Origin of the sequence: Demequina zhanjiangensis (assembly GCF_030418315.1) — a bacterium.
In the GTDB taxonomy this organism is placed as follows: Bacteria; Actinomycetota; Actinomycetes; order Actinomycetales; family Demequinaceae; genus Demequina; species Demequina zhanjiangensis.
In genome coordinates, this window is sequence record NZ_JAUHPV010000002.1 from 468,557 (window position 1) to 493,739 (window position 25,183).

General features: G+C 69.6%; 20 protein-coding genes and 1 tRNA gene. 12 read left to right on the top strand and 9 right to left on the bottom strand.

The genetic code is table 11. The features are described from left to right. Positions 1-63: 63 nt before the first annotated feature. Positions 64-2,919, bottom strand: a complete 2,856-nt coding sequence (gene gcvP, locus QQX04_RS04885) for an aminomethyl-transferring glycine dehydrogenase (protein WP_367312937.1) — start codon at positions 2,917-2,919, stop codon at positions 64-66. A gap of 147 nt (positions 2,920-3,066) precedes the next feature. Between gcvP and QQX04_RS04890 the strand changes: the two genes are divergently transcribed. Both QQX04_RS04890 and QQX04_RS04895 read left to right on the top strand, forming a co-directional pair. Beyond that, positions 3,067-4,062, top strand: coding sequence for a glycosyltransferase family 2 protein (locus QQX04_RS04890; RefSeq protein WP_301126786.1), 996 nt, complete (start codon positions 3,067-3,069; stop codon positions 4,060-4,062). A gap of 63 nt (positions 4,063-4,125) precedes the next feature. Then, a complete protein-coding gene (locus QQX04_RS04895; protein WP_301126788.1) occupies positions 4,126-6,600 on the top strand; it encodes a glycogen/starch/alpha-glucan phosphorylase in 2,475 nt (824 codons plus the stop codon). Positions 6,601-6,701: 101 nt separating this feature from the next. Here the strand turns inward: QQX04_RS04895 and QQX04_RS04900 are convergent, their stop codons facing one another. The 3 genes from QQX04_RS04900 to QQX04_RS04910 all read right to left on the bottom strand — a co-directional run bounded on the left by QQX04_RS04900 (position 6,702) and on the right by QQX04_RS04910 (position 10,611). Next, entirely contained in the window at positions 6,702-8,294 is a 1,593-nt protein-coding gene (locus QQX04_RS04900) for a methyl-accepting chemotaxis protein (protein WP_301126789.1), read from the bottom strand. Between the two features lie 155 nt (positions 8,295-8,449). After that, on the bottom strand, positions 8,450-10,048 hold the full coding sequence (locus QQX04_RS04905) for a methyl-accepting chemotaxis protein (protein ID WP_301126791.1): 1,599 nt from the start codon (positions 10,046-10,048) through the stop codon (positions 8,450-8,452). 194 nt (positions 10,049-10,242) lie between these two features. Beyond that, positions 10,243-10,611 carry an RNA-binding S4 domain-containing protein gene (locus QQX04_RS04910; protein WP_301126793.1) on the bottom strand — a complete coding sequence of 123 codons (369 nt, stop codon included), beginning with the start codon at positions 10,609-10,611 and terminating at the stop codon, positions 10,243-10,245. A gap of 112 nt (positions 10,612-10,723) precedes the next feature. Here QQX04_RS04910 and QQX04_RS04915 point away from each other — a divergent pair, with 112 nt between their 5' ends. The 7 genes from QQX04_RS04915 to QQX04_RS04945 all read left to right on the top strand — a co-directional run bounded on the left by QQX04_RS04915 (position 10,724) and on the right by QQX04_RS04945 (position 15,733). After that, entirely contained in the window at positions 10,724-11,359 is a 636-nt protein-coding gene (locus QQX04_RS04915; RefSeq protein ID WP_301126794.1) for a hypothetical protein, read from the top strand. Further along, complete coding sequence (locus QQX04_RS04920) at positions 11,356-12,447, top strand: threonine aldolase family protein (protein ID WP_301126796.1); 1,092 nt, start codon at positions 11,356-11,358, stop codon at positions 12,445-12,447. Before QQX04_RS04915 ends, QQX04_RS04920 begins: the two co-directional genes overlap by 4 nt. Beyond that, the gene (locus QQX04_RS04925; RefSeq protein ID WP_301126798.1) at positions 12,447-12,824 is read left to right on the top strand and encodes a YchJ family protein; all 378 of its coding nucleotides are present in this window, start codon (positions 12,447-12,449) and stop codon (positions 12,822-12,824) included. Before QQX04_RS04920 ends, QQX04_RS04925 begins: the two co-directional genes overlap by 1 nt. A gap of 82 nt (positions 12,825-12,906) precedes the next feature. Further along, complete coding sequence (locus QQX04_RS04930) at positions 12,907-13,593, top strand: arsenate reductase/protein-tyrosine-phosphatase family protein (protein ID WP_301126799.1); 687 nt, start codon at positions 12,907-12,909, stop codon at positions 13,591-13,593. Further along, complete coding sequence (locus tag QQX04_RS04935) at positions 13,590-14,015, top strand: arsenate reductase ArsC (RefSeq protein ID WP_301126801.1); 426 nt, start codon at positions 13,590-13,592, stop codon at positions 14,013-14,015. The genes QQX04_RS04930 and QQX04_RS04935 overlap by 4 nt, the downstream gene beginning before the upstream one ends. A 267-nt stretch (positions 14,016-14,282) precedes the next feature. Beyond that, entirely contained in the window at positions 14,283-15,500 is a 1,218-nt protein-coding gene (locus QQX04_RS04940) for an inorganic phosphate transporter (RefSeq protein WP_301126802.1), read from the top strand. Beyond that, complete coding sequence (locus tag QQX04_RS04945; protein WP_301126803.1) at positions 15,497-15,733, top strand: hypothetical protein; 237 nt, start codon at positions 15,497-15,499, stop codon at positions 15,731-15,733. Before QQX04_RS04940 ends, QQX04_RS04945 begins: the two co-directional genes overlap by 4 nt. A 38-nt stretch (positions 15,734-15,771) precedes the next feature. Here QQX04_RS04945 and QQX04_RS04950 read toward each other — a convergent pair whose 3' ends face one another. After that, positions 15,772-16,818 carry an NAD(P)-dependent alcohol dehydrogenase gene (locus tag QQX04_RS04950; RefSeq protein WP_301126804.1) on the bottom strand — a complete coding sequence of 349 codons (1,047 nt, stop codon included), beginning with the start codon at positions 16,816-16,818 and terminating at the stop codon, positions 15,772-15,774. A 193-nt stretch (positions 16,819-17,011) separates the two neighbouring features. On the opposite strand from QQX04_RS04950, the gene QQX04_RS04955 reads away from it, so the two are divergent. The 3 genes from QQX04_RS04955 to QQX04_RS04965 all read left to right on the top strand — a co-directional run bounded on the left by QQX04_RS04955 (position 17,012) and on the right by QQX04_RS04965 (position 20,037). Further along, positions 17,012-18,385 carry an amidohydrolase family protein gene (locus QQX04_RS04955; RefSeq protein ID WP_301126806.1) on the top strand — a complete coding sequence of 458 codons (1,374 nt, stop codon included), beginning with the start codon at positions 17,012-17,014 and terminating at the stop codon, positions 18,383-18,385. A gap of 96 nt (positions 18,386-18,481) precedes the next feature. Beyond that, positions 18,482-18,973: a heme-degrading domain-containing protein gene (locus tag QQX04_RS04960; RefSeq protein WP_301126808.1), complete on the top strand. Its 492-nt coding sequence runs from the start codon at positions 18,482-18,484 to the stop codon at positions 18,971-18,973. A gap of 86 nt (positions 18,974-19,059) precedes the next feature. Continuing rightward, positions 19,060-20,037, top strand: a complete 978-nt coding sequence (locus QQX04_RS04965; protein WP_301126810.1) for a hypothetical protein — start codon at positions 19,060-19,062, stop codon at positions 20,035-20,037. Here the strand turns inward: QQX04_RS04965 and dinB are convergent. From dinB to QQX04_RS04985, 4 genes are all read right to left on the bottom strand, one after another. Continuing rightward, positions 20,034-21,230 carry a DNA polymerase IV gene (gene dinB, locus QQX04_RS04970; protein ID WP_301126812.1) on the bottom strand — a complete coding sequence of 399 codons (1,197 nt, stop codon included), beginning with the start codon at positions 21,228-21,230 and terminating at the stop codon, positions 20,034-20,036. The two genes, QQX04_RS04965 and dinB, sit on opposite strands and share 4 nt — an antisense overlap. Positions 21,231-21,361: 131 nt before the next feature. After that, a tRNA-Leu gene (locus tag QQX04_RS04975) sits at positions 21,362-21,445 on the bottom strand. 77 nt (positions 21,446-21,522) lie between these two features. Further along, positions 21,523-23,124 (bottom strand): methyl-accepting chemotaxis protein, encoded by a 1,602-nt coding sequence (locus QQX04_RS04980; protein ID WP_301126813.1) that lies wholly within the window; start codon positions 23,122-23,124, stop codon positions 21,523-21,525. A 174-nt stretch (positions 23,125-23,298) separates the two neighbouring features. Beyond that, on the bottom strand, positions 23,299-24,900 hold the full coding sequence (locus QQX04_RS04985) for a methyl-accepting chemotaxis protein (RefSeq protein WP_301126815.1): 1,602 nt from the start codon (positions 24,898-24,900) through the stop codon (positions 23,299-23,301). Positions 24,901-25,183 lie beyond the last annotated feature (283 nt).

The following is a 25,183-nucleotide window of genomic DNA, read 5'->3' on the forward strand; positions in this document are numbered from 1 at the left end:
ATCGGCGCGATCGGCCTCGGACATGAGGGGTTGCCCGCCCGCGGCGGGCGGCGGAGGCGGACGTTACTCCGCGGGGTCCTCGAAGAGTTCGAGCGGCGGGCATGCGCACACCAGGTTGCGGTCGCCGAACACGTTGTCGATCCGGCGCACGGGCGGCCAGTACTTGTCGGACTTGAGCGCGGGGACGGGGAAGGCAGCCTGGGTGCGGGGGTACGCCTGCTCCCAGGTGTCGCCCGCGACGGACGCGGCGGTGTGGGGCGCGTGCCGCAGCGCGGAGTCGGCGGCTGCGATCTCTCCCCGCTCGATCGCGCGGATCTCCTCGCGGATGGCCTTCATCGCCTCGATGAAGCGCTCGATCTCGGCGAGGTCCTCCGACTCGGTGGGCTCGACCATGAGCGTCCCGGCGACTGGGAAGGACATGGTGGGCGCGTGGATGCCGTAGTCGATCAGTCGCTTCGCGATGTCCTCGGCGGTGACGCCTGTCGCCTTCGTGATCGGGCGCACGTCGAGGATGCACTCGTGGGCGACGAGACCGTTCGGACCCTTGTAGAGCACCGGGTAGTCCTCGTCGAGCCGCGTGGCCACGTAGTTGGCGGACAGCACCGCGACCTGGGTGGCGCGCAGCAGGCCCGGGCCGCCCATGAGGGCGATGTAGGCCCACGAGATGGGGAGGATGCCGGCCGAACCGTACGGCGCGGCGGAGACGGGGGCCCCGCGGCGCAGCAGCTCCTGGGGCCGACGCACGGTCTGCTGGAGCTCGGGAAGGAACGGAACGAGGTGCTCCGCGACGGCGACGGGGCCCACCCCGGGGCCGCCACCGCCGTGCGGGATGCAGAACGTCTTGTGCAGGTTCAGGTGGGAGACGTCGCCGCCGAAGTGTCCCGGCTTGGCGAGGCCGACCAGCGCGTTGAGGTTCGCGCCGTCGATGTACACCTGGGCTCCGGCCTCGTGCACGGCGGCGCACACCTCGCCCACGTGCGCCTCGTAGACGCCGTGCGTGGACGGATAGGTGAGCATGATGCAGCTGACCGCGTCGCCGTGGGTGGCGAGCTTCGCATTGAGGTCGTCCAGATCGATCTCGCCGTCGGACGCCGTCCCGACCACCACGACCCGCATGCCGGCGAGAACCGCCGAGGCCGCGTTCGTCCCGTGCGCCGACGCGGGGATCAGGCAGATGTCGCGCTGCTCCTCGCCGATGGAGCGGTGGTAGGCGCGGATCGCGAGCAGGCCCGCGTACTCGCCGCGGCTGCCCGCGTTCGGCTGGACGGACACGGCGGCATACCCGGTGATCTCGGCCAGCCAGTCCTCGAGCTGGCCGATCATCTCGCGGTAGCCGCGAGTCTGCTCGGCGGGCGCGAACGGGTGGATGTTCGCGAAGCCGGGCCAGCTGATCGTGGCCATCTCGATCGCCGAGTTGAGCTTCATGGTGCACGAGCCGAGCGGGATCATCGTGCGGTCGAGGCTGAGGTCGCGGTCGGCGAGGCGTCGCATGTAACGCATGAGCGACGTCTCGGACCTGTGCGCGTGGAAGATCGGGTGCGTGAGGTAGTCGCTGGTGCGGCGCAGCTCGCGCGGGATCGCCACGCGCGGCGGCGTGTAGATCGGGTGGCGCTTGGTGGCGGTGAACGCCTCCACGACCTTGTCGAGGATGTCGAGTCGGGTGACCTCGTCGCACGCGATCGCGACGGCGTCGGCGTCCACGCGACGCAGGTTGATGCCCTCGACGGCGGCACGCGCGACCACGGAGTCGGCTCCCCCAGGCACCTCGCAGATCACGGTGTCGAAGAAGTGCTCGTGGCGCACATGGATGCCCGCGGCGGTGAGGGCGTCCGCGGCGGCGACGGCGGTCGAGTGGACCTTCATCGCGATCTCGCGGAGCCCGTCGGGCCCGTGGTAGACGGCGTACATGCTGGCGACGACGGCGAGCAGCGCCTGCGCGGTGCAGATGTTGGAGGTGGCCTTGTCGCGGCGGATGTGCTGCTCGCGCGTCTGGAGGGTGAGCCTGTAGGCGGTGTTGCCGTCGGCATCGACGGACACTCCGACGAGGCGGCCGGGGAGCTGGCGCTCGAGGCCGTAGCGGACCGACATGAAGGCGGCGTGCGGACCACCGAAGAACAGCGGCACGCCGAAGCGCTGCGCGGAGCCGACGGCCACGTCGGCCCCGAGCTCGCCGGGCGCCTTGACGATCGCGAGCGAGAGGAGGTCGGCGGCGACGGTGACCAGCGCGTCGACCTGGTGGGCCTTGTCGATCACGTGGGCGACGTCACGCAGCAGTCCGGACGCGCCAGGCTGCTGGACCACGAGGCCGACGAGGTCCTCCGGGGCCTCCCAGTCCTCGTAGAGGTCCTCGACGCGCACGGGCAGGCCGATCGCCTCGCACTGCGCCTGCACCACCGCGACGGTCTGCGGGAGCGTCTCCGAGTCGAGGACGATGACGCCGCCCTCCTTGCCCTTCACCGCGCGGCGCATCAGCAGCACGGCCTCAGCGACGGCGGTCGCCTCGTCGAGGAGCGAGGCGCCGGCGATCGGGAGCGCGGTGAGGTCCGCGATCATCGTCTGGAAGTTCAGCATCGCCTCGAGGCGACCCTGGGAGATCTCCGACTGGTACGGCGTGTAGGACGTGTACCAGGCGGGGTTCTCGAGGATGCCGCGCTGGATCACCTTGGGGGTGATCGTGTCGTGATAGCCCTGACCGATCATCTGCACCGCGGTGCGGTTCTTGGTCGCGATGCCGCGCAGCGCGTCGAGCACCACGTGCTCGTCCCGCGCCTCTGGCAGCTGGAGCACGTCGTCGAGCCGGATCGACTCCGGCACGGCGGCCTCGACCAGCGAGGCGAGCGAGGAGTAGCCGACGGTGTCGAGCATGGTCTCGACAGCGTCGTCGGCAGGACCGATGTGGCGATCAACGAACGAGGTCACCCGCCCATTGTGTCGCAAAGCCTCGTTCGCGGACAGGGCGCGCGCCGAGACCGGCGAGACCCGTGCTCGTCGACGCACCGTGGACGCGGCTCGCGGGCGTGTCAGGACCGCCTCCCTTGCTGTGCAGCGGCACTACGCTGGGGATTCATGAAGGTCGTCATCCAGGTGCCCTGCCTCAACGAGGAGGAGACCCTGCCCGCGGTGCTCGACTCGATCCCGCGCGAGATCCCGGGCGTGGACGAGCTGGAGATCGTCGTGATCGACGACGGCTCCACCGACCGCACGGGCGAGGTGGCCCTCGCGCACGGCGCGCATCACGTGCTGCGGCACACGACGACGATGGGCCTCGCCCGGTCGTTCAGGGACGGCGTGGAGCATGCGCTGGCGCACGGCGCCGACATCGTGGTCAACACCGACGGCGACAACCAGTACCCGCAGGAGCGGATCCCGGATCTGGTGGCGCCGATCCTCGCCGGGAAGGCGGAGATCGTGATCGGCGATCGTCAGACGCGCACGATCGCTCACTTCTCGCCGTTCAAGAAGCAGATGCAGCGCCTCGGGTCGTGGGTCGTGAACCGCGCGGCCCGCACCGAGCTCCCCGACGCCGCCTCGGGGTTCCGCGCCTACTCGCGATACTCGCTCTACCGGCTCAACATCGTCACGCGCTTCAGCTACACGATGGAGACCATCATCCAGGCGGGCAACAAGCGCCTCGCGATCGACTCGGTGCCGATCCACACCAACCCCAAGACGCGCGAGTCGCGCCTGTTCTCCAACATGTGGGTGCACATGGCGCAGTCCGCGAAGGCGATCCTGCGCTCCTACCTGATGTATCGGCCGTGGACGGTGTTCGCGCTGCTGGCCGTCGTGTTCGGCGTGGTGGGGCTCTCGCCGTTCGTCCGCTACGCGATCCTGCTCCTGCAGGGGGATCAGGGGAACCACTTCCAGTCGCTGATCCTGGGCACCCTGCTGCTCGTGGGATCCCTGCTGTCGCTTGCGCTCGGGGTGCTGTCCGACCTGCAGCGGACCAACCGCACGCTGCAGGAGGATCTGCTCGAGCGGATGAAGGAGCAGCAGTTCGGCCCCGCGCGTCCGGCGACGGGCCTGGGAGCGGGGCCGCAGCCCTCCACAGAGGCGCCCTGACCGCCCTCGACCGGGCCCTGAGACCTGCTGACAGGGGCGCGGACTGCGCGTAGATTGCCCCATGTGAGCGAGAACACTCCGCCGCTGGCGGTCCCCGAGCATTCAGTCGAGAGCTTCACGCGGTCCTTCCTGCGTGAGCTCAACTACGGTCGCGGAGTCGACCTCGATCGCGCGAGCGCGAACGACAAGTACTTCGCGCTGTCCCGCGCGGTCCGTCACTATCTGACGACCCGCTGGCTCGAGACCCTCCGCAACCAGCACCGCGACCAGGCGAAGACCGTCGCGTACCTGTCCGCCGAGTTCCTCCTAGGCCCGCAGCTGGAGAACGCGCTGCTGGCGGCCGACCTCGAGGACATCGCGCGCGACGCGCTCGCCAACCTGGGTGAGGACATCGAGGAGCTGCGCGCCGTCGAGGTGGAGCCCGGGCTGGGCAACGGCGGCCTCGGTCGCCTGGCGGCCTGCTTCATCGACTCGCTGGCCACGCTGAACGTCCCGTCGGTCGGCTACGGCATCCGCTACGAGTACGGCATCTTCAAGCAGACGTTCGTGGACGGCAAGCAGGTGGAGAAGCCGGACCACTGGCTGCACCTCGGCTCCCCGTGGGAGCTGCCGCACCCCGAGTACTCGGTGCCGGTGTGGTTCGGGGGGCACACCGAGGAGGCGACCAACAGCGCCGAGGGCGCCCGCACCTGGGTCCCGTCGTGGCACGTCACCGCCAAGCCGTACAACTACATGGTCCCGGGCTACCGCAACGGTCGCGTGAACACGCTGCGCCTGTGGAGCGCCCGCGCCCGCCACGACTTCGACCTGCGCGAGTTCAATGCGGGCGAGTACACGGAGGCGGTCCGCGCCCGCACCTTCGCGGAGAACATCTCCAAGGTCCTGTACCCCGAGGACTCGACGCCGCAGGGCAAGGAGCTGCGCCTGCAGCAGCAGTACTTCTTCGTCGCCGCGTCGCTGCGGGACTTCCTGGATCACGTGCTGCCCGAGGACTACGACCTCCACAACCTGCCGAACCGCATCACGTGGCAGCTGAACGACACCCACCCGGTGATCGCTGTGCCCGAGCTCATGCGCATCCTGGTCGACGAGAAGGGCTGGGACTGGGCGGACGCGTGGGCGGTCACGCAGAAGGTCTTCGCCTACACGTGCCACACGCTGCTGCCGGAGGCGCTCGAGGTGTGGCCGGTCGAGCTGCTGGGCCGCCTGCTGCCCCGCCACCTGGAGATCATCTACCGCATCAATGAGGAGTTCCTCGAGGAGGTCCGCGAGGCCTTCCCGGGAGACGAGCTGCGCGTGCGCCGCATGTCCATCATCGCCGAGGAGCCCGGCCGCGCGGTCCGCATGGCCCACCTCGCCACGGTCGCGGGCTTCAAGGTCAACGGCGTCGCCGAGCTGCACTCCGAGCTCCTCAAGGACAAGGTGCTCAACGACTTCGCCGAGATGTGGCCCGACAAGTTCACGAATGTCACGAACGGCGTCACGCCGCGACGCTTCGTCCGCCTCGCCAACCCCGGCCTCTCGGAGCTGATCACCGCGGGGATCGGCGACGGCTGGATCACCGACCTGGAGCAGCTGCGCAACCTCGAGCCGCTCGCGGACGACCCCGAGTTCCGTCGCGCCTTCCGCGACATCAAGGGCGCCAACAAGCACCGTCTCGCACAGGTCCTCAAGGACCGTGACGGCATCGAGCTCGCGGGCGACGGCATGGTCGACGCGATGGTCAAGCGCCTCCACGAGTACAAGCGTCAGAGCCTCAAGCTGCTGCACATCGTGTCGCTGTACGAGGGCATCAAGTCGGGCCGCATCCCGCTCGAGTCGGTGACGCCGCGCACATTCGTGTTCGGTGCCAAGGCGGCCCCGGGCTATGTGCGCGCCAAGGAGACCATCGAGCTCATCAACGCGATCGGCCGCACCATCAACGCCGACGCGTCGCTCGAGGGCCGCCTGAAGGTCGCCTTCCCGCCCAACTACAACGTGACGCTCGCGGAGATGCTGATCCCTGCGGCCGACCTTTCCGAGCAGATCTCGCTCGCCGGCAAGGAGGCCTCGGGCACGGGCAACATGAAGTTCGCGCTCAACGGCGCCCTCACGATCGGCACGGACGACGGCGCGAACGTCGAGATCCGCAAGCTCGTGGGCGACGACCACTTCTTCCTGTTCGGCATGTCGGAGCCGGAGGCGTCGGACCTGCAGGCCGAGGGCTACGACCCGGGCGCCTACTACGAGTCCGACCCGCAGCTGAAGGCGGCCCTGAACCTCATCGGCTCCGGCCATTTCACGGGCGGCGACAGGGACGGGGCCGCGGGATCGATCTTCGCGTCGCTCACGCAGCGCGACCGCTTCATGGCGCTCGCCGACTTCCGGTCCTACATGGACGCGCAGGAACGCGTCGAGTCGGCGTACGCGGACTACGAGTCGTGGAGCCGCTCGGCGATCCTCAACATCGCCCGCAGCGGGTTCTTCAGCTCGGACCGGTCGATCCAGGACTACCTGGACCGCATCTGGGGCGCGAAGCCGATCGACCAGAACCACTGACCATCGGGGTACCTGGTGGTCGCCCACCGGGTGCCTGACAGTCGCTGAGCCGCGCACGAGGGGCCCCGGGGATCGCTCCCCGGGGCCCCTCGTCGCGTGCCTCAGTAGGTGAAGTACTCGACCTTGGCCCGCAGGTGCGAGCTGAGCTCCGCGAGCTCGTTCACCGAGGCGCCGATCTGGTCGAGCACCTGGGCCGAGTCGGCCGACGCCTGGGCGACGGTCGAGATGTTGCCGGCGATGTCCGCCGATCCGGTCGCCGCCTCGGCGACACCCCTCGACATCTCGGTGGTCGTGGCGGTCTGCTCCTCCACGGCCGAAGCGATGGTCATCTGGAAGTCGTTGATCTGCTTCACGATCTCGGAGATCTCGGTGATCGCCTCGACGGCGCCGCCGGTGTCCTCCTGGATGGCCTGGACCCGCCGCGCCACCTCCTCGGTCGCCTTCTGCGTCTCCTGAGCGAGGTCCTTGACCTCTCCGGCGACGACGGCGAAGCCCTTGCCCGCCTCGCCGGCACGCGCAGCCTCGATGGTCGCGTTCAGCGCGAGCAGGTTGGTCTGCTCGGCGATGCCGGTGATGACCTTGATGACGTTGCCGATCTCCTGGCTGGAGACGCCAAGCTTCGCCACCTGCGCGTTGGTGGACTCGGCGACGCTCGTCGCGTTGGCGGCGACGCGGGCGGCCTCGTTCGCGTTGTGAGAGATCTCCTTGATGGAGGCACCCATCTGCTCGGCACCCGACGCGACGGCCTGAACCGACCGGTTCACCTCATCGGCCGATGCGGCGACGACGCCCGCCTGCGTCGAGGTCTCCTGGGAGCCTGCGGCCACCTGCGCGTTGGACGCGGACAGCTCCTCGGCGGCCGCAGCGACCGTCTGCGCGGAGCTGATGACCTCGGCCATCGTCTCGCGAAGCGCGCCCTGTGCCGTGCCGAGGGACGACGCCATGTCTCCCATCTCGTCGTTCGAGGTGACGCGGGCGGTCGAGGTCAGGTCGCCGTCGGCCATGGCCTCGAGAGACGTCTTCACGGCGGCCGCCGAGCGGGAGATCCGGCGGGAGGTCCACCAGCCGACCACGACGCCGACCGCGATGCCTGCGACGAGCAGGACCGTGGTGATCATGATGACGGCGTTCGAGTGCGCGACCATCTCCGCCTGCCGAGCCTCGATGCGCACGTCGATCGCGTACGCGAACTCCTCAACGAGCGAGGTGATGGTCCAGTCGTAGCCGGTGATGGTCGACTCGGTCGCGGGCTCGACGCCCTCGGTCGGCACCCACACGGAGTTGACCGCAGCCTTGTAGCCATCCCACGTGGAATCGATCAGGTCGAGACCGTAGACCTCCTCCCCGAAGGTCCGCGAGAAGTCGGCGACGTAGGCGTCGAGCTCCTCTTCGAACTCCGTCTGGTGGAACTGCATGTCCTCGACGATGTCGGCCACCTTGGCCTCCGAGACGCCGCCCAGGCGATAGGTCGCGGAGCGTGCCTCCCACAGCGCGTCCTCGAGCGAGTTCACCGAGTCCTCCATGCGCCCCTGCGCGGCGAGCAGCTCGGCGCTCTCGTCCTCGATGCTGTGCAGCGTCGAGATGGAGATGGTGCCCACGACCGCGAGCGCGGCGACGACGGAGCCGACGGCGGTGAAGATCTGGGCGGCAAGCGTGAAGCGTGGCCTGCGGCGGCCAGGTGCGGACGTGGTCATGGTTTCCCCCGGGTTCGTCAGTGAGTGAGGTGCTCGTGCTGACGCACCCATCGTCCGCAACGAGGGGCCTAGTAGGGACTTCAGTCCTAGGGGGCGCGTGAAGCGGTTCGACGCCGGGCCCAGGTGCACCCTGGAGCCAGCGTCGCCGCGTCATGTCAGTAGTGGAAGTGGGAGACCTGGTCGCGCAGGTCACCGGCGAGCTGCGCCAGCTCCGCCACGGAGTCACCGACTCCGGTCAGCACCTCACTCGCCTCACTCGAGTCCCGCGCCATGCCGGACACGCTCTCCGCGATGCCGGAGGTGCCGGTCGCCGCGAGCGCGGCGGAGCGCGAGATCTCCGCCGCGGTCGCGGTCTGCTCCACCACGGCGGCCGCGATCTGATTCTGCAGGCCGTCGATCCGGTCGATGATGTCGCCGATCTCCCCGATGGCCCGACTGGAGTCGGCCGCGTCGGATTGGATCGCCGCGACCCTCTGCGCTACCTGCTCCGTGGCGCGCGCCGTCTCCTGCGCCAGCTCCTTGACCTCGCTCGCGACCACCGCGAACCCACGTCCCGCGTCCCCTGCACGGGCTGCCTCGATCGTGGCGTTGAGCGCGAGCAGGTTCGTCTGCTCCGCGATCGTGGTGATCACCTTGATGACCTCGCCGATCTCCTGGCTCGAGACGCCGAGACGGGCCACATGCTCGGTGGTCGTGTGCGCCATCTGCGTGGCTGAGGCGGCGACGGTCGCAGCGTCGTTCGCGTGGCCGGAGATCTCCGCGATGGACGACCCCATCTGCTCGGAACCGACCGCGACGGCCTCCACGGAGTCATTGACCTCGCCGGCGGTGCGTGCCACCTCGGTGGCCTGCAGCGACGACTGCGCAGTCCCTGCAGCGATCTGCGCGTTCGCGGCCGCAAGCTGATCAGCCGCCGAAGCGACGGTGCGCGCGGACGCGACGACCTGCTCCATCGTGCTCCGCAGCGACGCCTGTGTGATCGTCAGAGCAGCGGCCATGTCACCCATCTCGTCGGGGCTGTCCACCGATGCGGCCACGGTCAGGTCGCCCTCGGCCATCGCCTCGAGCGCCTGCCGAACCCGTCGCACCGAGCGGCCGAGCGCCGCGCCGAGCACGAGCGCAGCGATCCCGGAGAGGAGCACCCCTCCCGCGACCAGGCCGATCACCAGCACCACCGCGTCTCGGCCATCCGCCTGGCTCTGGAGCGCGAGCTCCTCGACCCGCGCCGAGGTCTGCGTCGCAAGGTCGGCGGCCGCCGCGTCGAGCGACTCCCCCACGGTGTCACGGGAGGACTCGGCGAGAAGGGTGTTGCCGACTGCCTCGCCGGTCACGACCGCTTCGTTGTCCCGGTAGCGCGCCCACGCCTCCTCGAGAGCGACGGTGTCGAGCGGGCTCCCGAACGCGTCGTCCGTCACGTCGCGCAGCGCGGCGAGCGCCTCGTCCACGTCGCCGTACAGCGCCTGCTGCTCCACCCACGCGGCCTCGGCCTCCCCGCCAGACAGCGACGCCATGGCAGCGCTGTGGATGCGCACGCTGTCGAGCGCCTCATCGAGAGTGATGATCCGCGCAAACACGCCACCGACGTCGCTCACCGCGTGATAGCTGTCCGCACCCTGGTCGCGCAGCTCGAGCGAGGCGACGATCGAGGCGCCTCCGAGCATGACCATCACGACGCCGACGACGCCCGCGAGCTGCCAGCGGAGCGAGACGCGGATCCCGCGTCGACGCAGCGTCCCCACCAGTGGACCGTTCATTTCATTCTCCTCACAACACCTTGGTTACCAGGCAATACAAATGGTTCATCGGTGACGAACCATCGTCTGTGAGGAGCGGGGAGGTGAGATAGGTCACATACCGTCACCGTCGGGCGGCGGTGAACGATGCACCCGGACCTTGGGCCCGGTTCGACGCTGACGCTCCGTCTCCCTGGAGCCCGTCCCGGGCGCCGCTAGCGTCGACCGCGGAGCTTGTCGAGCTGACGACGCTCGCGCTTGGTCGGCTTGCCTGCGCCACGGTCGCGGACGGCGAAGGCCGCGCTGTGCTCGCGCTTGGGCGGCGGTGGGCTGTGGTCCTCGTACGCCTCCTGCGCGGGCTCGGCGCCCACGCGCTTGAGCAGGAGCTTGCGGACCACGACGATCCGCTCGCGAGCGCCGCCCTTGACGATCACCCGATCCCCGACACGCACGGGCGTGGACGGCTTCGCCCGCTCCCCGCGCACCCGCACGTGGCCGGCCTTGCACGCCTCGGTCGCCTGCGTGCGGCTCTTCGCGAGGCGCACCGCCCACACCCAGACGTCGGCGCGCACGGAGTCGGTCATGGATCGAGGGTACGCGGCGCCTGCGGTGCGCACCGTCACCGCGGGCGCGCGGCCACCTCACGGGGTCCCCACGGCAACAGGTGGCACCCCGTGGCGGCCCTACGCTGGTCCCATGAGCGATGTGGTGTTCGAGATCTTCGGGTGGATTGGATCCATCCTCATCGTCGTCTCGCTGATGCAGGCGCGGATGCTGACCTTCCGGTGGATGAACCTGATCGGCTCGACGATCGCGACCGCCTACAACCTGATCTACGGCATCTGGCCGTATGTGGCGATGAACGTGGCGATCGTGGTGATCAACGCGTACTGGCTGAACCGCCTCTACAAGGAGGCGAAGGACCCTGAGGTCTACAAGGTGATCCCCGTGCCCTCCGACGGCCCCTACCTGCGTCACGTGCTGACGCTCTACAAGGACGACATCGCCCAGTTCGCCCCCGAGTTCAGCGCCGAGCCCGCGGATGGCGTCGTCCGGCACTCGTTCCTGGTGGTGCGCGGCGATGAGGCCGTCGGCGTGGTCGCCGTGCGCGAGGCGGGCGACGGCGTCGGCGAGGTCGAGCTCGACTGGGTCAAGCCGCGCTTCCGCAACTTCACGCCGGGCCAGTTCGTGTACCGCGACTCGCACGCGCTTCCCGAGGCGGGCTTCCGCCAGGTGCGGCTGACCCCGCACGAGATGACTGACCGTGAGTATCTGCGCAAGGCGGGCTTCCGCACCGAGCGCACCGAATGGGTGAGGGACCTGACCGCATGACCATGACCGTCCACTTCGCGTCCGACAACTACGCCTCCGTGCATCCGGAGGTGCTGGACGCGATCGCGTCGGCCGACGGCGGCCACGAGCCCGCGTACGGATCGGACTCGGTCACCGGCGCCTTCGACGAGGCGATCCGTGCGACCTTCGGCGAGCACGCCGTCGGCTTCCCCGTGTTCAACGGCACAGGCGCGAACGTCACGTCACTGCTCGCGCTCAGCCCCCGCTGGGGCGGCGGCGTCATCGCGTCGGAGCACGCGCACATCCACAACGACGAGGGCGGCGCGCCGGAGAAGGTGGGCGGCCTGAAGGTCCTCGAGCTTCCCGCGCCCGACGGCAAGATCCTGCCCGCGCAGCTGGACCGCTACACGCCCGACCTGGGCGACGAGCATCGTGCACAGCCCGCGGTCCTCTCGCTCACGCAGAGCACGGAGGTGGGCACCGTCTACTCGGTGGAGGAGATCACGGCGCTGGTGGACGCGGCGCACGCACGCGGCATCAAGGTGCACGTGGACGGAGCCCGCATCGCGAACGCGGCGGCGGCGCTCGGCGTGAGCCTGCTCGACGCCTGCGGAGGGGCCGACGTGCTGTCCTTCGGAGGCACCAAGAACGGCGCGATGCTGGGCGAGGCCGTCGTGGTGCTCAACCCGGAGCTCGCCTCGGGCCTCGCACACGATCTGCCGTTCGTACGCAAGCAGACCATGCAGCTCGGCTCCAAGATGCGGTACATCTCCGCGCAGCTGACCGCGCTCATGACCTCCGCTGACGGGTCGGGCGACCCGCTGTGGCTCCGGAACGCGCGGCACGCGAACGCGATGGCGGCATCGCTGCGGGAGTCGTTGCAGCCCTTGGCCAACGCCGGGACGCTTCGCTTCGCCCAGGAGACCGCCGCGAACGCGGTCTTCGTGGAGATGCCGCGCGCCATCGCCGACGAGGTGCGACGCGACTACCGCTTCTACGACTGGCGGCCCGGACGCAGCGCTGAGACCGTGGAGGTGCGGCTCATGTGCGCCTGGGACACCCCGGCGGCGGACTGCGATGCCTTCGCTGCCCGCGTGCACGAGGTCGCGGGGTCTGAGGAGGGCTGATGGTCGCGTGTCCGTGCGGGTCAGGGCAGTCGTACGGTGACTGCTGCCGCCCGTTCGTGAAAGGCGAGCTCGAGCCGCCGACGGCCGAGTCGCTCATGCGTTCCCGCTACACCGCGTACGTGCGGCGGGACGCGGGCTACCTGCACCGGACCTGGCACCCGACCACCGTGCCGACGACGCTCGATGTGGAAGCGGTCGAGTGGCGCGGACTTGAGGTGCTCGGCTCCACACGCGGTGGCGCTGACGACGACGAGGGCACCGTCACCTTCGTGGCGCATCACAGCACGGGGGTGATCTCGACGGGACAGATGCGGGAGACGAGCAGGTTCGTGAAGCAGGACGGCCGCTGGCTGTACGTGGACGGCGACGTCGACTGACTCGTCGTCCCTCGGTGGTTCCTCGATGGTTCGTCCGGACGAAGGTTGACACCGACGAGAAGCCTCAACCATCATTGAGGCAATGAACGCCTCGTCCTCACTGACCGACCGCGCCGCGCGCCATGCAGCGCTCGCCGACCCGATCCGCCTGCGGATCGTCGACCTGTTGACGCTCGGCGATGCCACCCCGGGAGAGCTGCGGGAGCAGCTCGGCATCAGCTCCAACCTCATGGCGCATCACCTGCGCCAGCTCGAGGCGGTCGGCATGGTGACCAAGCGCCGCTCTGACGCCGACCGACGCCGCTCATACGTCGCACTCGCCCCCCGCGCGCTCGAAGACCTGGCGCCCACGCCTCAGCTCGCGGCACGCCGCGTCGTCTTCGTCTGCACGGGAAACACCGCCCGGTCGCAGATGGCCGCCGCCGCCTGGAACGCCGCGAGCGCGGTGCCTGCGGAGTCCGCGGGCACGCACCCAGGCAACCGCATCTCATCGTCGGCCATCGCCGCCGCCGACCGCGGGGGCGTCACCATCCCGTCGGCCTCCCCCCGCCACGTGGACGACGTGCTCGCACCGGACGACCTCGTCGTCACCGTGTGCGACGCCGCCCACGAGGAGCTCGCCGACCCCAGCGCGCTCCACTGGTCGTTCGCCAACCCGTCCGACGACGGATCAGACGCCGCCTTCGACGCCGCGTTCGCGCTCATCACCGACCGCATCGCCCGGCTCGCCCCCACCATGACCCCGCATACGGAAGAGGCCACCTCATGACCGACCCGACCGCCAAGCCTTCAGCCCTGTTCCTCTGCGTGCACAACGCAGGCCGCTCCCAGATGGCGCTCGGCTTCTTCAAGCACTACGCGGGCGAGGACGCGATCGCCTACTCGGGCGGCTCCGGCCCCGCCGAGGCCCTCAACCCCGTCGCCGTCGAGGCCATGGCGGAGAAGGGCATCGACATCTCGAGCGAGCGCCCCAAGCGCTGGACCGACGAGATGGTGCGCGAGGTCGACTCCGTCATCTCCATGGGCTGCGGTGACACCTGCCCGTACTACCCCGGCAAGAAGTACGAGGACTGGATCCTCGAGGACCCGGCAGGCCAGGGCATCGAGGCCGTGCGGCCCATCCGCGACGAGATCGAGCAGCGCGTGCTCGCACTGCTGCGGGAGTTCGGGGTGGAGCCGGCGGGGGTCTGACCCGCGGCGCTCACATCTCGCGCCGCCGGTCTCGCGGCGCACGCCTCGCGCCCCCACACCCGCGCACGTGCGCGCTGGCATCGCATGAGTGCCGAGATCGACCCCCGTGTCAGCACTGGTGCGATGCCAGGGCGCGCCGCCGTCGGGCGTCAACGCGGGACCTAGGTCCCGTTTGACCCGAGGCTCCCCGGAGGCTCGGTGCCGTCGCGGCCGGATACCGCCCGCTCGTGGCCTCGCGCGCTCGTGGGACGGACGACAATTGTTCCCGTGAACGAACCGGTGCTGCTCGTCATCGTCGTAGCCACCGCGCTCGCCTTCGACTTCACCAACGGCTTCCACGACACAGGGAACGCGATGGCGACCTCGATCGCCACGCGCGCGCTCAAGCCCAAGCAGGCGGTGCTGCTCTCCGCCTCCCTGAACATGGTCGGCGCGTTCCTGTCGCTGACCGTGGCCGCGACGATCGCCACGGGCATCGTCGACTCCGGCGTCGTGACGCTCGAGGTGGTGCTCGCAGGCCTCGCCGGTGGCATCGTCTGGAACCTCCTCACCTGGCTGCTGGGCATACCCTCCAGCTCCTCGCATGCGCTCGTGGGCGGCGTCGTCGGCGCTGCCCTCGCCGCCGCGGGCTCCGCGGGAGTGCTGTGGGACGGCCTCATCTCCAAGGTGCTGCTGCCCGCGCTCATCGCCCCGATCGTCGCGATCCTCGTGGCGAGCGTCGGCACGGCGCTCGTGACGCGCCTCACGAAGGACGTCCCGCAGGAGTCCAACGACAAGATGTTCCGCTGGGGCCAGATCGGCTCCGCCTCGCTCGTCTCACTCGCGCACGGCACCAACGACGCGCAGAAGTCGATGGGCATCATCCTGCTCGCGCTCATCGCCGCCGGCGCGGTGCCGTCGGACTCGTCCGTGCCGTTCTGGGTGATCGTGTCCTGTGCGCTCGCCATGGCGCTCGGCACGTACACGGGAGGCTGGCGCGTGATCCGCACGCTCGGCAAGGGCCTCGTCGAGCTCGAGTCGCGTCAGGGCATGGCCGCCGAGACGTCGTCGGCCGCCGTGATCCTGCTGTCGAGCCACTTCGGCTACTCGCTGTCCACCACGCACGTGGCGACCGGCTCGATCCTCGGGTCGGGGGTCGGCATGCGCGGCGCGAAGGTCCGCTGGGGCGTGGCCGGACGCATGTTCTCGGCGTGGCTCATCACCGTACCCGCGGCGGGCGCCGTCGGCGCACTGTTCTATGGGATCGACACGTTCGTCGGCGGCGACGTCGGCTCGTACGTGGTGTTCGGCCTTCTGCTCATCTCCGCCGCGGTGTTCTACGTGCTGTCTCGCCGCGAGCCCGTCGGCCACCACAACGTCAACCACGAGTGGGAGCCGGGCGAGCAGGCCGACGAGATCGTCGCCGAGGCCGTCGAGGCCCACGATGTGGAGCTCATCGCCGAGGGCACCGGCGCGGGCGCAGGCGGGAAGCGTGATCAGGCATGAGCGAGTACATCGAGTGGAGCGCGCTCGGACAGGTGGTCCTGTTCGGGCTGATCGTCGGCGCAGGGCTTCCGGCACTGTTCGCCGTGGGTGTGCGTGCCCTCGCCGGCACCGGCGCGCGTGACGAGGACGGGCATGTCCGCGGGAGTCGGGCCGCCGTCGCGATCGCGTGCTTCGCCGTGATCATCGCGGCGATCGTCGGCGCGATCGTCTACATCGCAGCGGGCGGCCACTAGGCCCAGGCGGCTCCTCGCCCGGGCCTCGCTCCTCTCGGCTAGTCGCGCAGCGAGTCGATGTCGATGACGTAGCGGTAGCGCACGTCGCCGCGCACCACGCGCTCCCAGGCCTCGTTGATCTGGTCGGCGGAGATGACCTCGATCTCGGGCACCACGTCGTTCTCGGCGCAGAACTCGAGCATCTCGGCGGTCTCGGCGATGCCGCCGATGCTTGAGCCCGCGAAACGACGCCGGTTGGTGAAGAGCGTGAACAGCGTGACCTGGGCGGGCTCGGGCGGCGCTCCCACGCTGACGAAGGTGCCGTTGAGGTCCAGCAGGCCCAGGTAGTCGTCGATCGCCAAGGGCGCGCTCACGGTGTTGAGGATGACGTCGAAGCTGCGGGCGAGCGTCGTGAAGGTCTCGGGGTCGCTCGTGGCATAGAAGTGGTCCGCGCCGAACGCGAGCCCATCGTCCTTCTTGCGCAGCGACTGCGAGAGGACGGTCACCTCGGCACCCATGGCGTGCGCGAGCTTGACGGCCAGGTGGCCCAGTCCGCCCATGCCGACCACCGCGACGCGGACGCCGGGGCCCACCTTCCAGTGGGAGAGCGGCGAGTAGGTGGTGATGCCGGCGCACAGCAGCGGTGCGGCCTTGTCGAGCGGAAGGGCGTCGGGGATGGCGAGCACGAAGTCCTCGGCGACCACCACGTCGGTCGCATAGCCGCCCTGGGTGATGGTGCCATCCTCGTCCACGGCGCCGTAAGTGGCGACGAAGCCCTTCTCGCAGTACTGCTCGTGCCCCGCCTTGCAGTTGGCGCATTCGCGGCACGAGCCGACCATGCAGCCCACGCCGACGCGGTCGCCGACGCTGTGTCGCGTGACCTCGGAGCCGACCGCCGTGACGACCCCGGTGATCTCGTGGCCGACGGCGAGGGGGTACTCCATCTGTCCCCACTCGTCACGGGCGGTGTGGATGTCGGAGTGGCACACGCCCGCCCATGCGATCTCGATCGCGACGTCGCGCGGTCCCGGGTCTCGTCGGGTGACGGTGCCGCGCTCAAGAGGGGCAGTCGGGGAGGTGGCGACGATCGCGTTCACGACGGACATGAGGTTCCTTCAGATCGGTGTCGACGATGCGCACGGCATCGGGCTCGCACCCACAATACCGGTCGGCGATTGGTATTTGGCAACCCGAGAGGCCCCCTCCCCCTCCGCACTCCCGATAGAGCGCTCCCGCTGCGCGGAAACTGCACCGAAACACCCCTGTGGTGGACTTCTCGCCGACACCGAGGAGGTCCCCATGGCCGTGCAGATCCTGACAGCCGACATCTTCGTCCCAATGGACGCCGATCGCAGCGTGCTCACGGACTCGGGTTTCGCGCACGACGACGGCACGATCGTCGCCGTCGGCACCTCCGACGAGCTGACCGCCGCCTACCCCGACGCCCCCGCGCGGCACCTCGCGGATCACGTCCTCATGCCCGGCCTCGTCAACGCGCACCACCACTCCGGCATGCTGCGCGGCACCGCCGAGCACCTCCCCGTGTGGGAATGGCTGCGCCTGCACATCGACCCCATGCACCGCGTCCTCACCCCGGAGGACGCCGAGGCCGCGTCGTGGCTCTGTTACGCGGAGGGCCTGCTCTCGGGCTCCACCACCGTCGTCGACATGTGGCGCTACATGGACGGCGCGGCCCGCGCGGCGTCGGCCCTGGGCAACCGCGTCGTCACCGTCAACTACGTGGGCGAGCACCCCGACTACGACTACTTCGACACGCTCGACGACAACGAGCGGATGCTCAAGGAGTGGTCAGGCGCGGCAGACGGGCGGATCATGCCGTGGGTGGGGCTCGAGCACCCCTTCTACGCGGACGACGCGGGCCAGCGCCGGGCGATCGCGCTCGCGCAGCAGTACGGCACCGGCCTGTACACGCACTGCTCCGAGTCCGAGCTCGACGTGCAGCTGTTCCTGGAGCGCACGGGCAAGCGGCCCATGCCCGCGCTCGAGTCCCTGAGCTTCTTCGACACCCCGCAGACGATGATCGCCCACGCCGTCTGGCTCGACGAGTCCGAGGTGGAGCTGATCGCGTCGCACGGCGTCAGCGCCTCGCACAACCCCGTCAGCAACATGAAGCTCGCGAGCGGCTTCGCGCCCGTCGCGGAGATGCTGGCCGCAGGGGTCGCCGTCGGCATCGGCACCGACGGCGAGAAGGAGAACAACAACCTGGACATGTTCGAGGAGATGAAGGTCGCCTCCCTCATGGGGAAGCTCCGAGCGATGGACGCCGCCGCGATGGACTCGTGGCAGGTGCTCGAGATGGCCACCACCGGCGGCGCGCGGGCGATCGGCCAGGGGGACCGGCTCGGCTCGCTCGAGGTCGGCAAGCAGGCCGACGCAGTCGCCGTCCGCACGGACACTCCGCGCATGACGCCGCTGCTCCCGTCGGGCCCCTACGCGAACATCCACCACAACCTGGTGCACGCCGTCCGGGGCTCGGACGTCACCCTCACCATGGTCGCCGGGAAGGTCGTCGTGGACGACGGCGAGCTCACCACCGCGGACATGCCCGAGCTCATCCAGCGGGTACGCGACCGCGTCCCCGACCTGTTCGCGCGCCGTACCGCCTACCTCGAGGAATCCGGCGAGCAGACGGGGCTGATGAGCCCTCACTAGGGCGCGACGGAGCGTCGCTGTACCTGGGCGTCGAAGTCCGGTAGACATCCAGTAGGCAGCGGCCGCAACGACGCGACGCCGCGCGAAGGGAGAGTCATGCCGCACACCCACCAGGACCTCGCCGCCCAGGTGGCCGCGCTTCGCGAGCAGGAGAGCAGCCTCGCGCTCACGCGCTTCACCCACGACGACGCGTGGGCGCTGGGCTCCTGGATCGTCGAGCGCGGGCGGGCCGAGTCGCTCGGCATCACCGTCGACATCCGCAAGGGCGACCAGCAGGTGTTCCACGTGGCGCTCGCCGGCACCACGCCTGACAACGACGACTGGATCGCGCGGAAGATTCGCACGGTGCGCCGCTTCGAGACCTCGAGCCTCATCGTCGGCCGCTCGCACGCCGCCAAGGGGCGCGACTTCAACGACACCACGAAGCTCCCCTTCACCGAGTACGTGGCGCACGGAGGTTGCGTGCCCGTGCTGATCGACGGCGTCGGAATGGTCGGCACGCTCACCGTGTCCGGGCTCGCGCAGCAGGACGACCACGCGCTCGCCGTCGAGGCGCTGCAGTGGCTGAAGGCGCGCCCCGCGCAGTAGTCGTCCGGGAACGAAGGCGCGTCCCCGCTGGTTATGTGGGGTGACACCAGTCGACCGCGGGGAGGCGTGCGACCACGATGACCGATGTGACGCGAACAGGAGCGGGGCCGGCGACGACGGCGCTGCCGCCCGACTTCCAGGAGCGTGTGTTCAAGGCGATCGCCGTGCAACGGCCCGCGGTGACCGCCTACATCAAGGAGGTCCGCCGCAGGGACCCCTCGGCGACGCCCGCGCAGGTGATGAAGAAGATCGAGTCGCAGTACGTCGCGACCACGACCGCGACGTCAGCCGCGATCGGCGCTTCCGCGACCATCCCCGCCGTCGGCATCCCCGTCGCGATCGGGCTCGGCGTCACCGACCTGCTGTTCTTCTACGAGACGACCGCGCTGTTCGCACTGTGCATGGCCGAGCTGCGCGGCGTCGAGATCGACGACCCGGAGCGGGCGAAGGCGCTCGTGCTCGCCGCGTTGCTGGGTGAGAAGCGCAAGAGCAAGATCACCGAGATCGTCATGTCGGCGCTGCCCGCGAGCGCGACGGTCCGCGGCTCCCGCAAGGCGGTCGGTGTCGCAGCGTCGGCGGTGTCCCCCAAGTGGGGCGACCTGCTCTCGCAGCAGCTCCCCGACTCCGCTCTGGTGCCGGTGACGATGGTGCTCGCCAAGAACGCGATCGCTCAGGGCGCCGTCATGGGCGGCGTGAAGGTGAGCTCCAAGGCGGTGCCGGTGATCGGAGCCGTCGCCGGCGGGGCGACCAGCTACTACTTCGGCAAGAGCGTCGTGAAGTCGTGCCGCGAGGGCTTCTCCGCGCCCATGGAGCAATGGCCCGAATGGCTCGAGCTCAACGACAGCGACGGAGACGGAGTCCCTGACCCGTCGAGGGCCGTGGTCGCGATGCGGGCGGCACGCTCGTCGGCCAGGAGCGTGGCCTCGAAGACGGGCGCGGTGGTGGGATCTGCGGCCACCACTGCCGGCTCGGCTGCGATCAGCGCGTCGAAGGCCACAGGCAAGAAGGTGAGCCAAGCGGCCTCGAGCGCGAAGTCCGCGGTCGCACGGAGGCCGCGCGCCTAGTCGTGCTCGGGCAGCCGCGGCGCCGACACTCCGGGATCGCGGCCCAGAAGCGTCGCACGGGTGACGGCGGCGGAGCCGAACCGATCGCGCACCGCGTCGAGCGCGGTGTCGATGCGTGCCCCGTCGTTCCAATCGAGGGGAAGTTCGGGCTGCACTTCGCCACCGCGAGTCAGCTGCGCAAACGACACGCCGATGAGGGTGATGCCCCGTGCGGAGATGTCGGGATCCACGGCGGCGAGCAGTCGCTGGGCGACGGCGAGCAGCACCTCGGTGCGATCGGTGGGTGTGGCGAGAGTGCGCGATCGGGTCGCCTTGGTGAAGTCGCCGAACCGGAGCCTCAGGACCACGGTGCTGCACGAGGATCCGCGATCACGTAGACGCTTCGCGAGCCCGTCGATGATCTGGGTGAGGATGGCCGAGAGCTCAGCGCCCGAGTACGCGCGGTTGCCCAGTGCTCGCTGCGAGCCGATGGACTCGTGGCGTGTGGTGGCCTCCACGGGCCGCGGATCCCGGAGCCGGGCCAGCGCGTGAAGGTGCGCACCGGCCGCCTTGCCGAGCCATCGCTCGGCCGTCTCAGCCTCAAGCGCGGCCAACTGTCCGACGGTCCGAATCCCGTTCCTATGCAGCTTCTCCGCGGTCACCGCGCCGACGCCCCAGAGTCGTTCGACCGGGAGTGGATGAAGGAACTCCTCCTCGCGGTCCGGCTCCACCACGAGGAGCCCGTCAGGCTTGCTGGCCGCGCTCGCCACCTTCGCAAGGAACTTGGTTCTCGCCACGCCCACAGAGATCGGGAGCCCGACCTCGGCCCGCACGCGTTCCCGGAGTCGCACGGCGATCTGCTCGGGAGTTCCGGCCAGGCGGCGCAGCCCCCCGACCTCGAGGAACGCCTCGTCGATCGAGATGCCCTCCACGTAGGGCGTGGTGTCGTGGAAGATCGCGAACACGCTACGGCTGGCGGCGGAGTAGGCCTCCATCCGGGGCGGGACGACGATGACCTCGGGGCACAGTGCGCGCGCCCGCTGTGTGCTCATCGCGGTGCGAACCCCCCGAGCCTTCGCCTCATAGCTCGCGGCGGCCACGACACCGCCGCCCACGATCACGGGCCGTCCCCGCAGTGCGGGATCATCCCGCTGCTCGACCGAGGCGTAGAACGCGTCGAGATCGGCATGGAGCACCGTCGCCTCGCCGCGCATCTGCACCCCCTGCCGCCACACGCTCTTCCCGACGATGTTCTCACCCGGGCCCGACACTGAAGCGGCGGCGGGGCGCACGCTCGCCCAGGCAAAGCGAAAGGCCCCCGATCTCTCGGGGGCCTTTCTTCACGTGCGCGAGGGGGGAGTTGAACCCCCACGCCCTTTCGGGCACACGGACCTGAACCGTGCGCGTCTGCCTATTCCGCCACTCGCGCGTGCCGGGAAATGTTAGCACGGTCGGGGCCCCGTGAACGAACCAGGACCCCGACCGCCAACCACGTACCCCGAGGGGTCAGAAGGTGAAGTGCTCCACTCGGCCGCGCAGGCTCGTCGAGAGCTCGGCCAGCTCGTTGACGCTCGCCTGGATCTGGTCGAGCACCTCTGCCGAGTCTGCGGACGTCTGCGCGACGGTCGCGATGTTGCCGGCGATGTCACCCGAGCCGGTCGCCGCCTCGGCCACGCCCCTCGACATCTCGGTGGTCGTGGCGGTCTGCTCCTCCACGGCCGACGCGATGGTCATCTGGAAGTCGGAGATCTGCTTGACGATCTCCGAGATCTCGGCGATCGCCTCGACGGCGCCCTCGGTGTCGTCCTGGATGGCCTGGACGCGACGCGCCACCTCCTCGGTGGCCTTCGCCGTCTCCTGAGCCAGGTCCTTCACCTCGTTCGCGACGACGGCGAAGCCCTTGCCCGCCTCGCCAGCCCTGGCCGCCTCGATGGTCGCGTTCAGCGCGAGCAGGTTGGTCTGCTCGGCGATGCCCGTGATGACCTTGATGACGTTGCCGATCTCCTGCGAGGAGACGCCGAGCTTGCCGACGCGCTCGTTCGTGGTGTCGGCGACCGCCGTTGCATTGGAGGCCACACGCGCAGCCTCGTTGGCGTTGTGGGAGATCTCGCGGATCGACGCACCCATCTGCTCGGCGCCCGACGCGACGGTCTGGACGGAACGGTTGACCTCCTCAGCGGCGGTCGCGACCACGCCAGCCTGCGTGGAGGCCTCCTGGGAGCCTGCGGCCACCTGGGCATTGGCGGCAGAGAGCTCCTCAGCGGCCGCGGCGACCATCTGTGCGGAGGTGATGACCTCGGCCATCGTCTCCCGCAGCGACGCCTGCGCCTTGGCGAGCGAGCGCGACATGTCGCCGATCTCGTCGCCGCTGTCCACGTGCGCCTCGACAGTGATGTCGCCGTCGGCGAGCGCCTCAAGGGAATGCTTGACCTTCGCGGCGGCTGCCGTGATGCGGCGCGACAGAGTCACACCGGCGAGCACTGCGGCGACGACTCCGAGCAGCACCACACCGATCATGACAAGGCGCACGGTCTCTGCGCTGCTCTCCGCTGCGGTGATCTGGGCCTCGACGGTTCCGTGCACCTCTTCGACGAGCTCGTCGATGTTCTGCGCGACGAGCGCCGTCTGCGCGTCCATCTGGGCCTCGGTGGGGCGTGAGGCGACGTCGGCGGAGGTGTAGTGGTCCTGAGCCATGGCCTGGAAGGTCTCCCAGTCGCCGACCTTCCGCTCAAGGTCCGAGACGGGCACCCCGAAGCTCTCCTGATAGTCGGTGACGAAGGCGCCGATGGCGGCGTCCATCTCGTCGAAGCGCGCGGAGAGCTCCTCGAAGCCAGCGCCGAGCTCCTGCTCGGTCATGCCCTCGAGGCGGATGATCTGCTTCTCGACCTCGGCGAAGCCCTTCTCCATCGCCAGGACGTTCGCGTCCGAGCTCTCGAGCTGAGCGATGAGCTCGTGGTCGCGGGCGGATGAGCTGCTGAGCTGCAGCACGCCGACGAGGCCCACGGCGAGCAAAGCCACGAGGACGAGGCCGAAGGCGGCGGTGAACTGCGCGGACAGGGGGAAACGCGCAAGGCGCCGTGCGCGCACGGGGGCGGTCAGGGTCTTCATGATGCTCCAGACGATGAATGGTTTCAGACCGCTCATCGACAGGAGGAGTCACTCGGTGAGCCTTCGAGAGAAAAGCCCCGCGGGGTATCCGTGTCGTTCGCGCTGTGCTGGTGGCCGCCGCCCGCCGCGTCGGCGGAGCGACGACCACCTCACACGGTCACGAGGTGCTGCGCGTCAGTAGGTGAACTGCTCGACCTTCGAGCGCAGGTTCGCGCTGAGCTCGGCGAGCTCGTTGACGCTCGCGCCGATCTGGTCGAGCACCTGGGCCGAGTCTGCGGAGGCCTGCGCCACCGTCGAGATGTTGCCCGCGATGTCCGCAGAACCCGAGGCAGCCTCGGCGACCCCACGCGACATCTCGGTGGTCGTGGCGGTCTGCTCCTCGACTGCCGACGCGATGGTCATCTGGAAGTCGTTGATCTGCTGGACGATCTCGGAGATCTGGCCGATCGCCTCGACGGCGCCGCCGGTGTCCTCCTGGATCGCGGCCACGCGACGCGCGACCTCCTCGGTGGCCTTCGCGGTCTCCTGGGCGAGGTCCTTGACCTCACCCGCGACGACGGCGAAGCCCTTGCCCGCCTCACCGGCGCGCGCGGCTTCGATGGTCGCGTTGAGGGCCAGCAGGTTGGTCTGCTCGGCGATGCCGGTGATGACCTTGATGACGTTGCCGATCTCCTGGCTCGAGAGTCCGAGCTTCGCGACCTGGTCGTTCGTCGCGTCGGCGACCGACGTGGCGGACGCGGCGATGCGGGCGGCCTCGTTCGCGTTGTGAGAGATCTCCTTGATGGAGGCGCCCATCTGCTCCGTGCCGGAGGCGACGGCCTGGACCGAGCGGTTCACCTCGTCGGCCGCGTTGGCGACGACGCCGGCCTGGGTGGAGGTCTCCTGGGACCCGGCAGCGACCTGAGCATTGGCGGCCGAGAGCTCCTCGGCGGCGGCGGCCACAGTCTGGGCGGAGCTGATGACCTCGGCCATCGTCTCGCGCAGCGAGGCCTGAGCGGAGCCCAAGGAGGTGGCCATGTCGCCGATCTCGTCCCGGCTGGTGACCTTCGCCTCGACCGTCAGATCGCCCGCCGCAAGAGCGTCGAGCGAGGTCTTGACCTGGGACACGCCACCGCGGATGCGTCGGGAGAACCAGACGCCCATGGCGATCGCGGTCGCCACGGCGATGCCCGCGACACCGATCAGGATGAGGCGGATCTGAGAGGCGAGCGCCTCACCCTCCGCGATCTCCGCGAGGATCTGCTCCGCGACCTGATCAGTGAGCGACGCTACGGAGGCGCTCACCTGGGCGCCGATCGCGTCCTGCTGGTCGGTCGTGATCGGCTCAGCGGTGGAACCGGGGCTGTACAGCGCGTCGAGACCGGCCGTGTAGGAGCCCCACGCGGCGACGTCCTCCTCGACATACGCGATCTCCTCGTCGAAGTAGTCGAGGTAGAGCGCTCCGAACTCGTCGATCCTGGTCTGGAAGAGCGCGATGTTCTCCTGCTGCGTGGCCCACGCGGCGGGGATCTCCGCCTCGTCCATGGACCTCATGCGGAGGGTCTGCATGCGGACGATGTCCACCGCGTCCTTGACCTCGGCGATCTTCGCGTCGGCCAGGTAGATCTTCTGCATGATCAGCTGATCGTCGGCGCCCTGCCGCGTCAGCTGCGTCACCGCCGTCGTGGCGACGATCGCCAGCAGCACCACGACGGTGCCGAAGGCGAGGCTGATCTGCGCGGACAACGGGAAGCGCCTGGCGGACCTGCCACGGTTCCGGGTAACGGTGTTCTTCATGACTCTCCAAGACGAAGGATTCCGACGCCCGGAGAATCGGCTCCGCATTCCCTGGGGTGAGAATCAGTGACGAATTCCTCATGCGAACCCGAACTATTGGCATATCACCTACAGATGGCGCCCAATCGGCTGCGAGCGCAAGAACTCGGGCCCGTTCGGACCTCTGCCCGGACAGCAGAAAGCCCGCGGCCGCCGCGACCCCGAACGAATCGGAGGCCGCGGCAGACGCGGGCATGCCTGAACCCTCGAAGCGCGAACGGCGCACGCGCCTCGACGGTCCCCC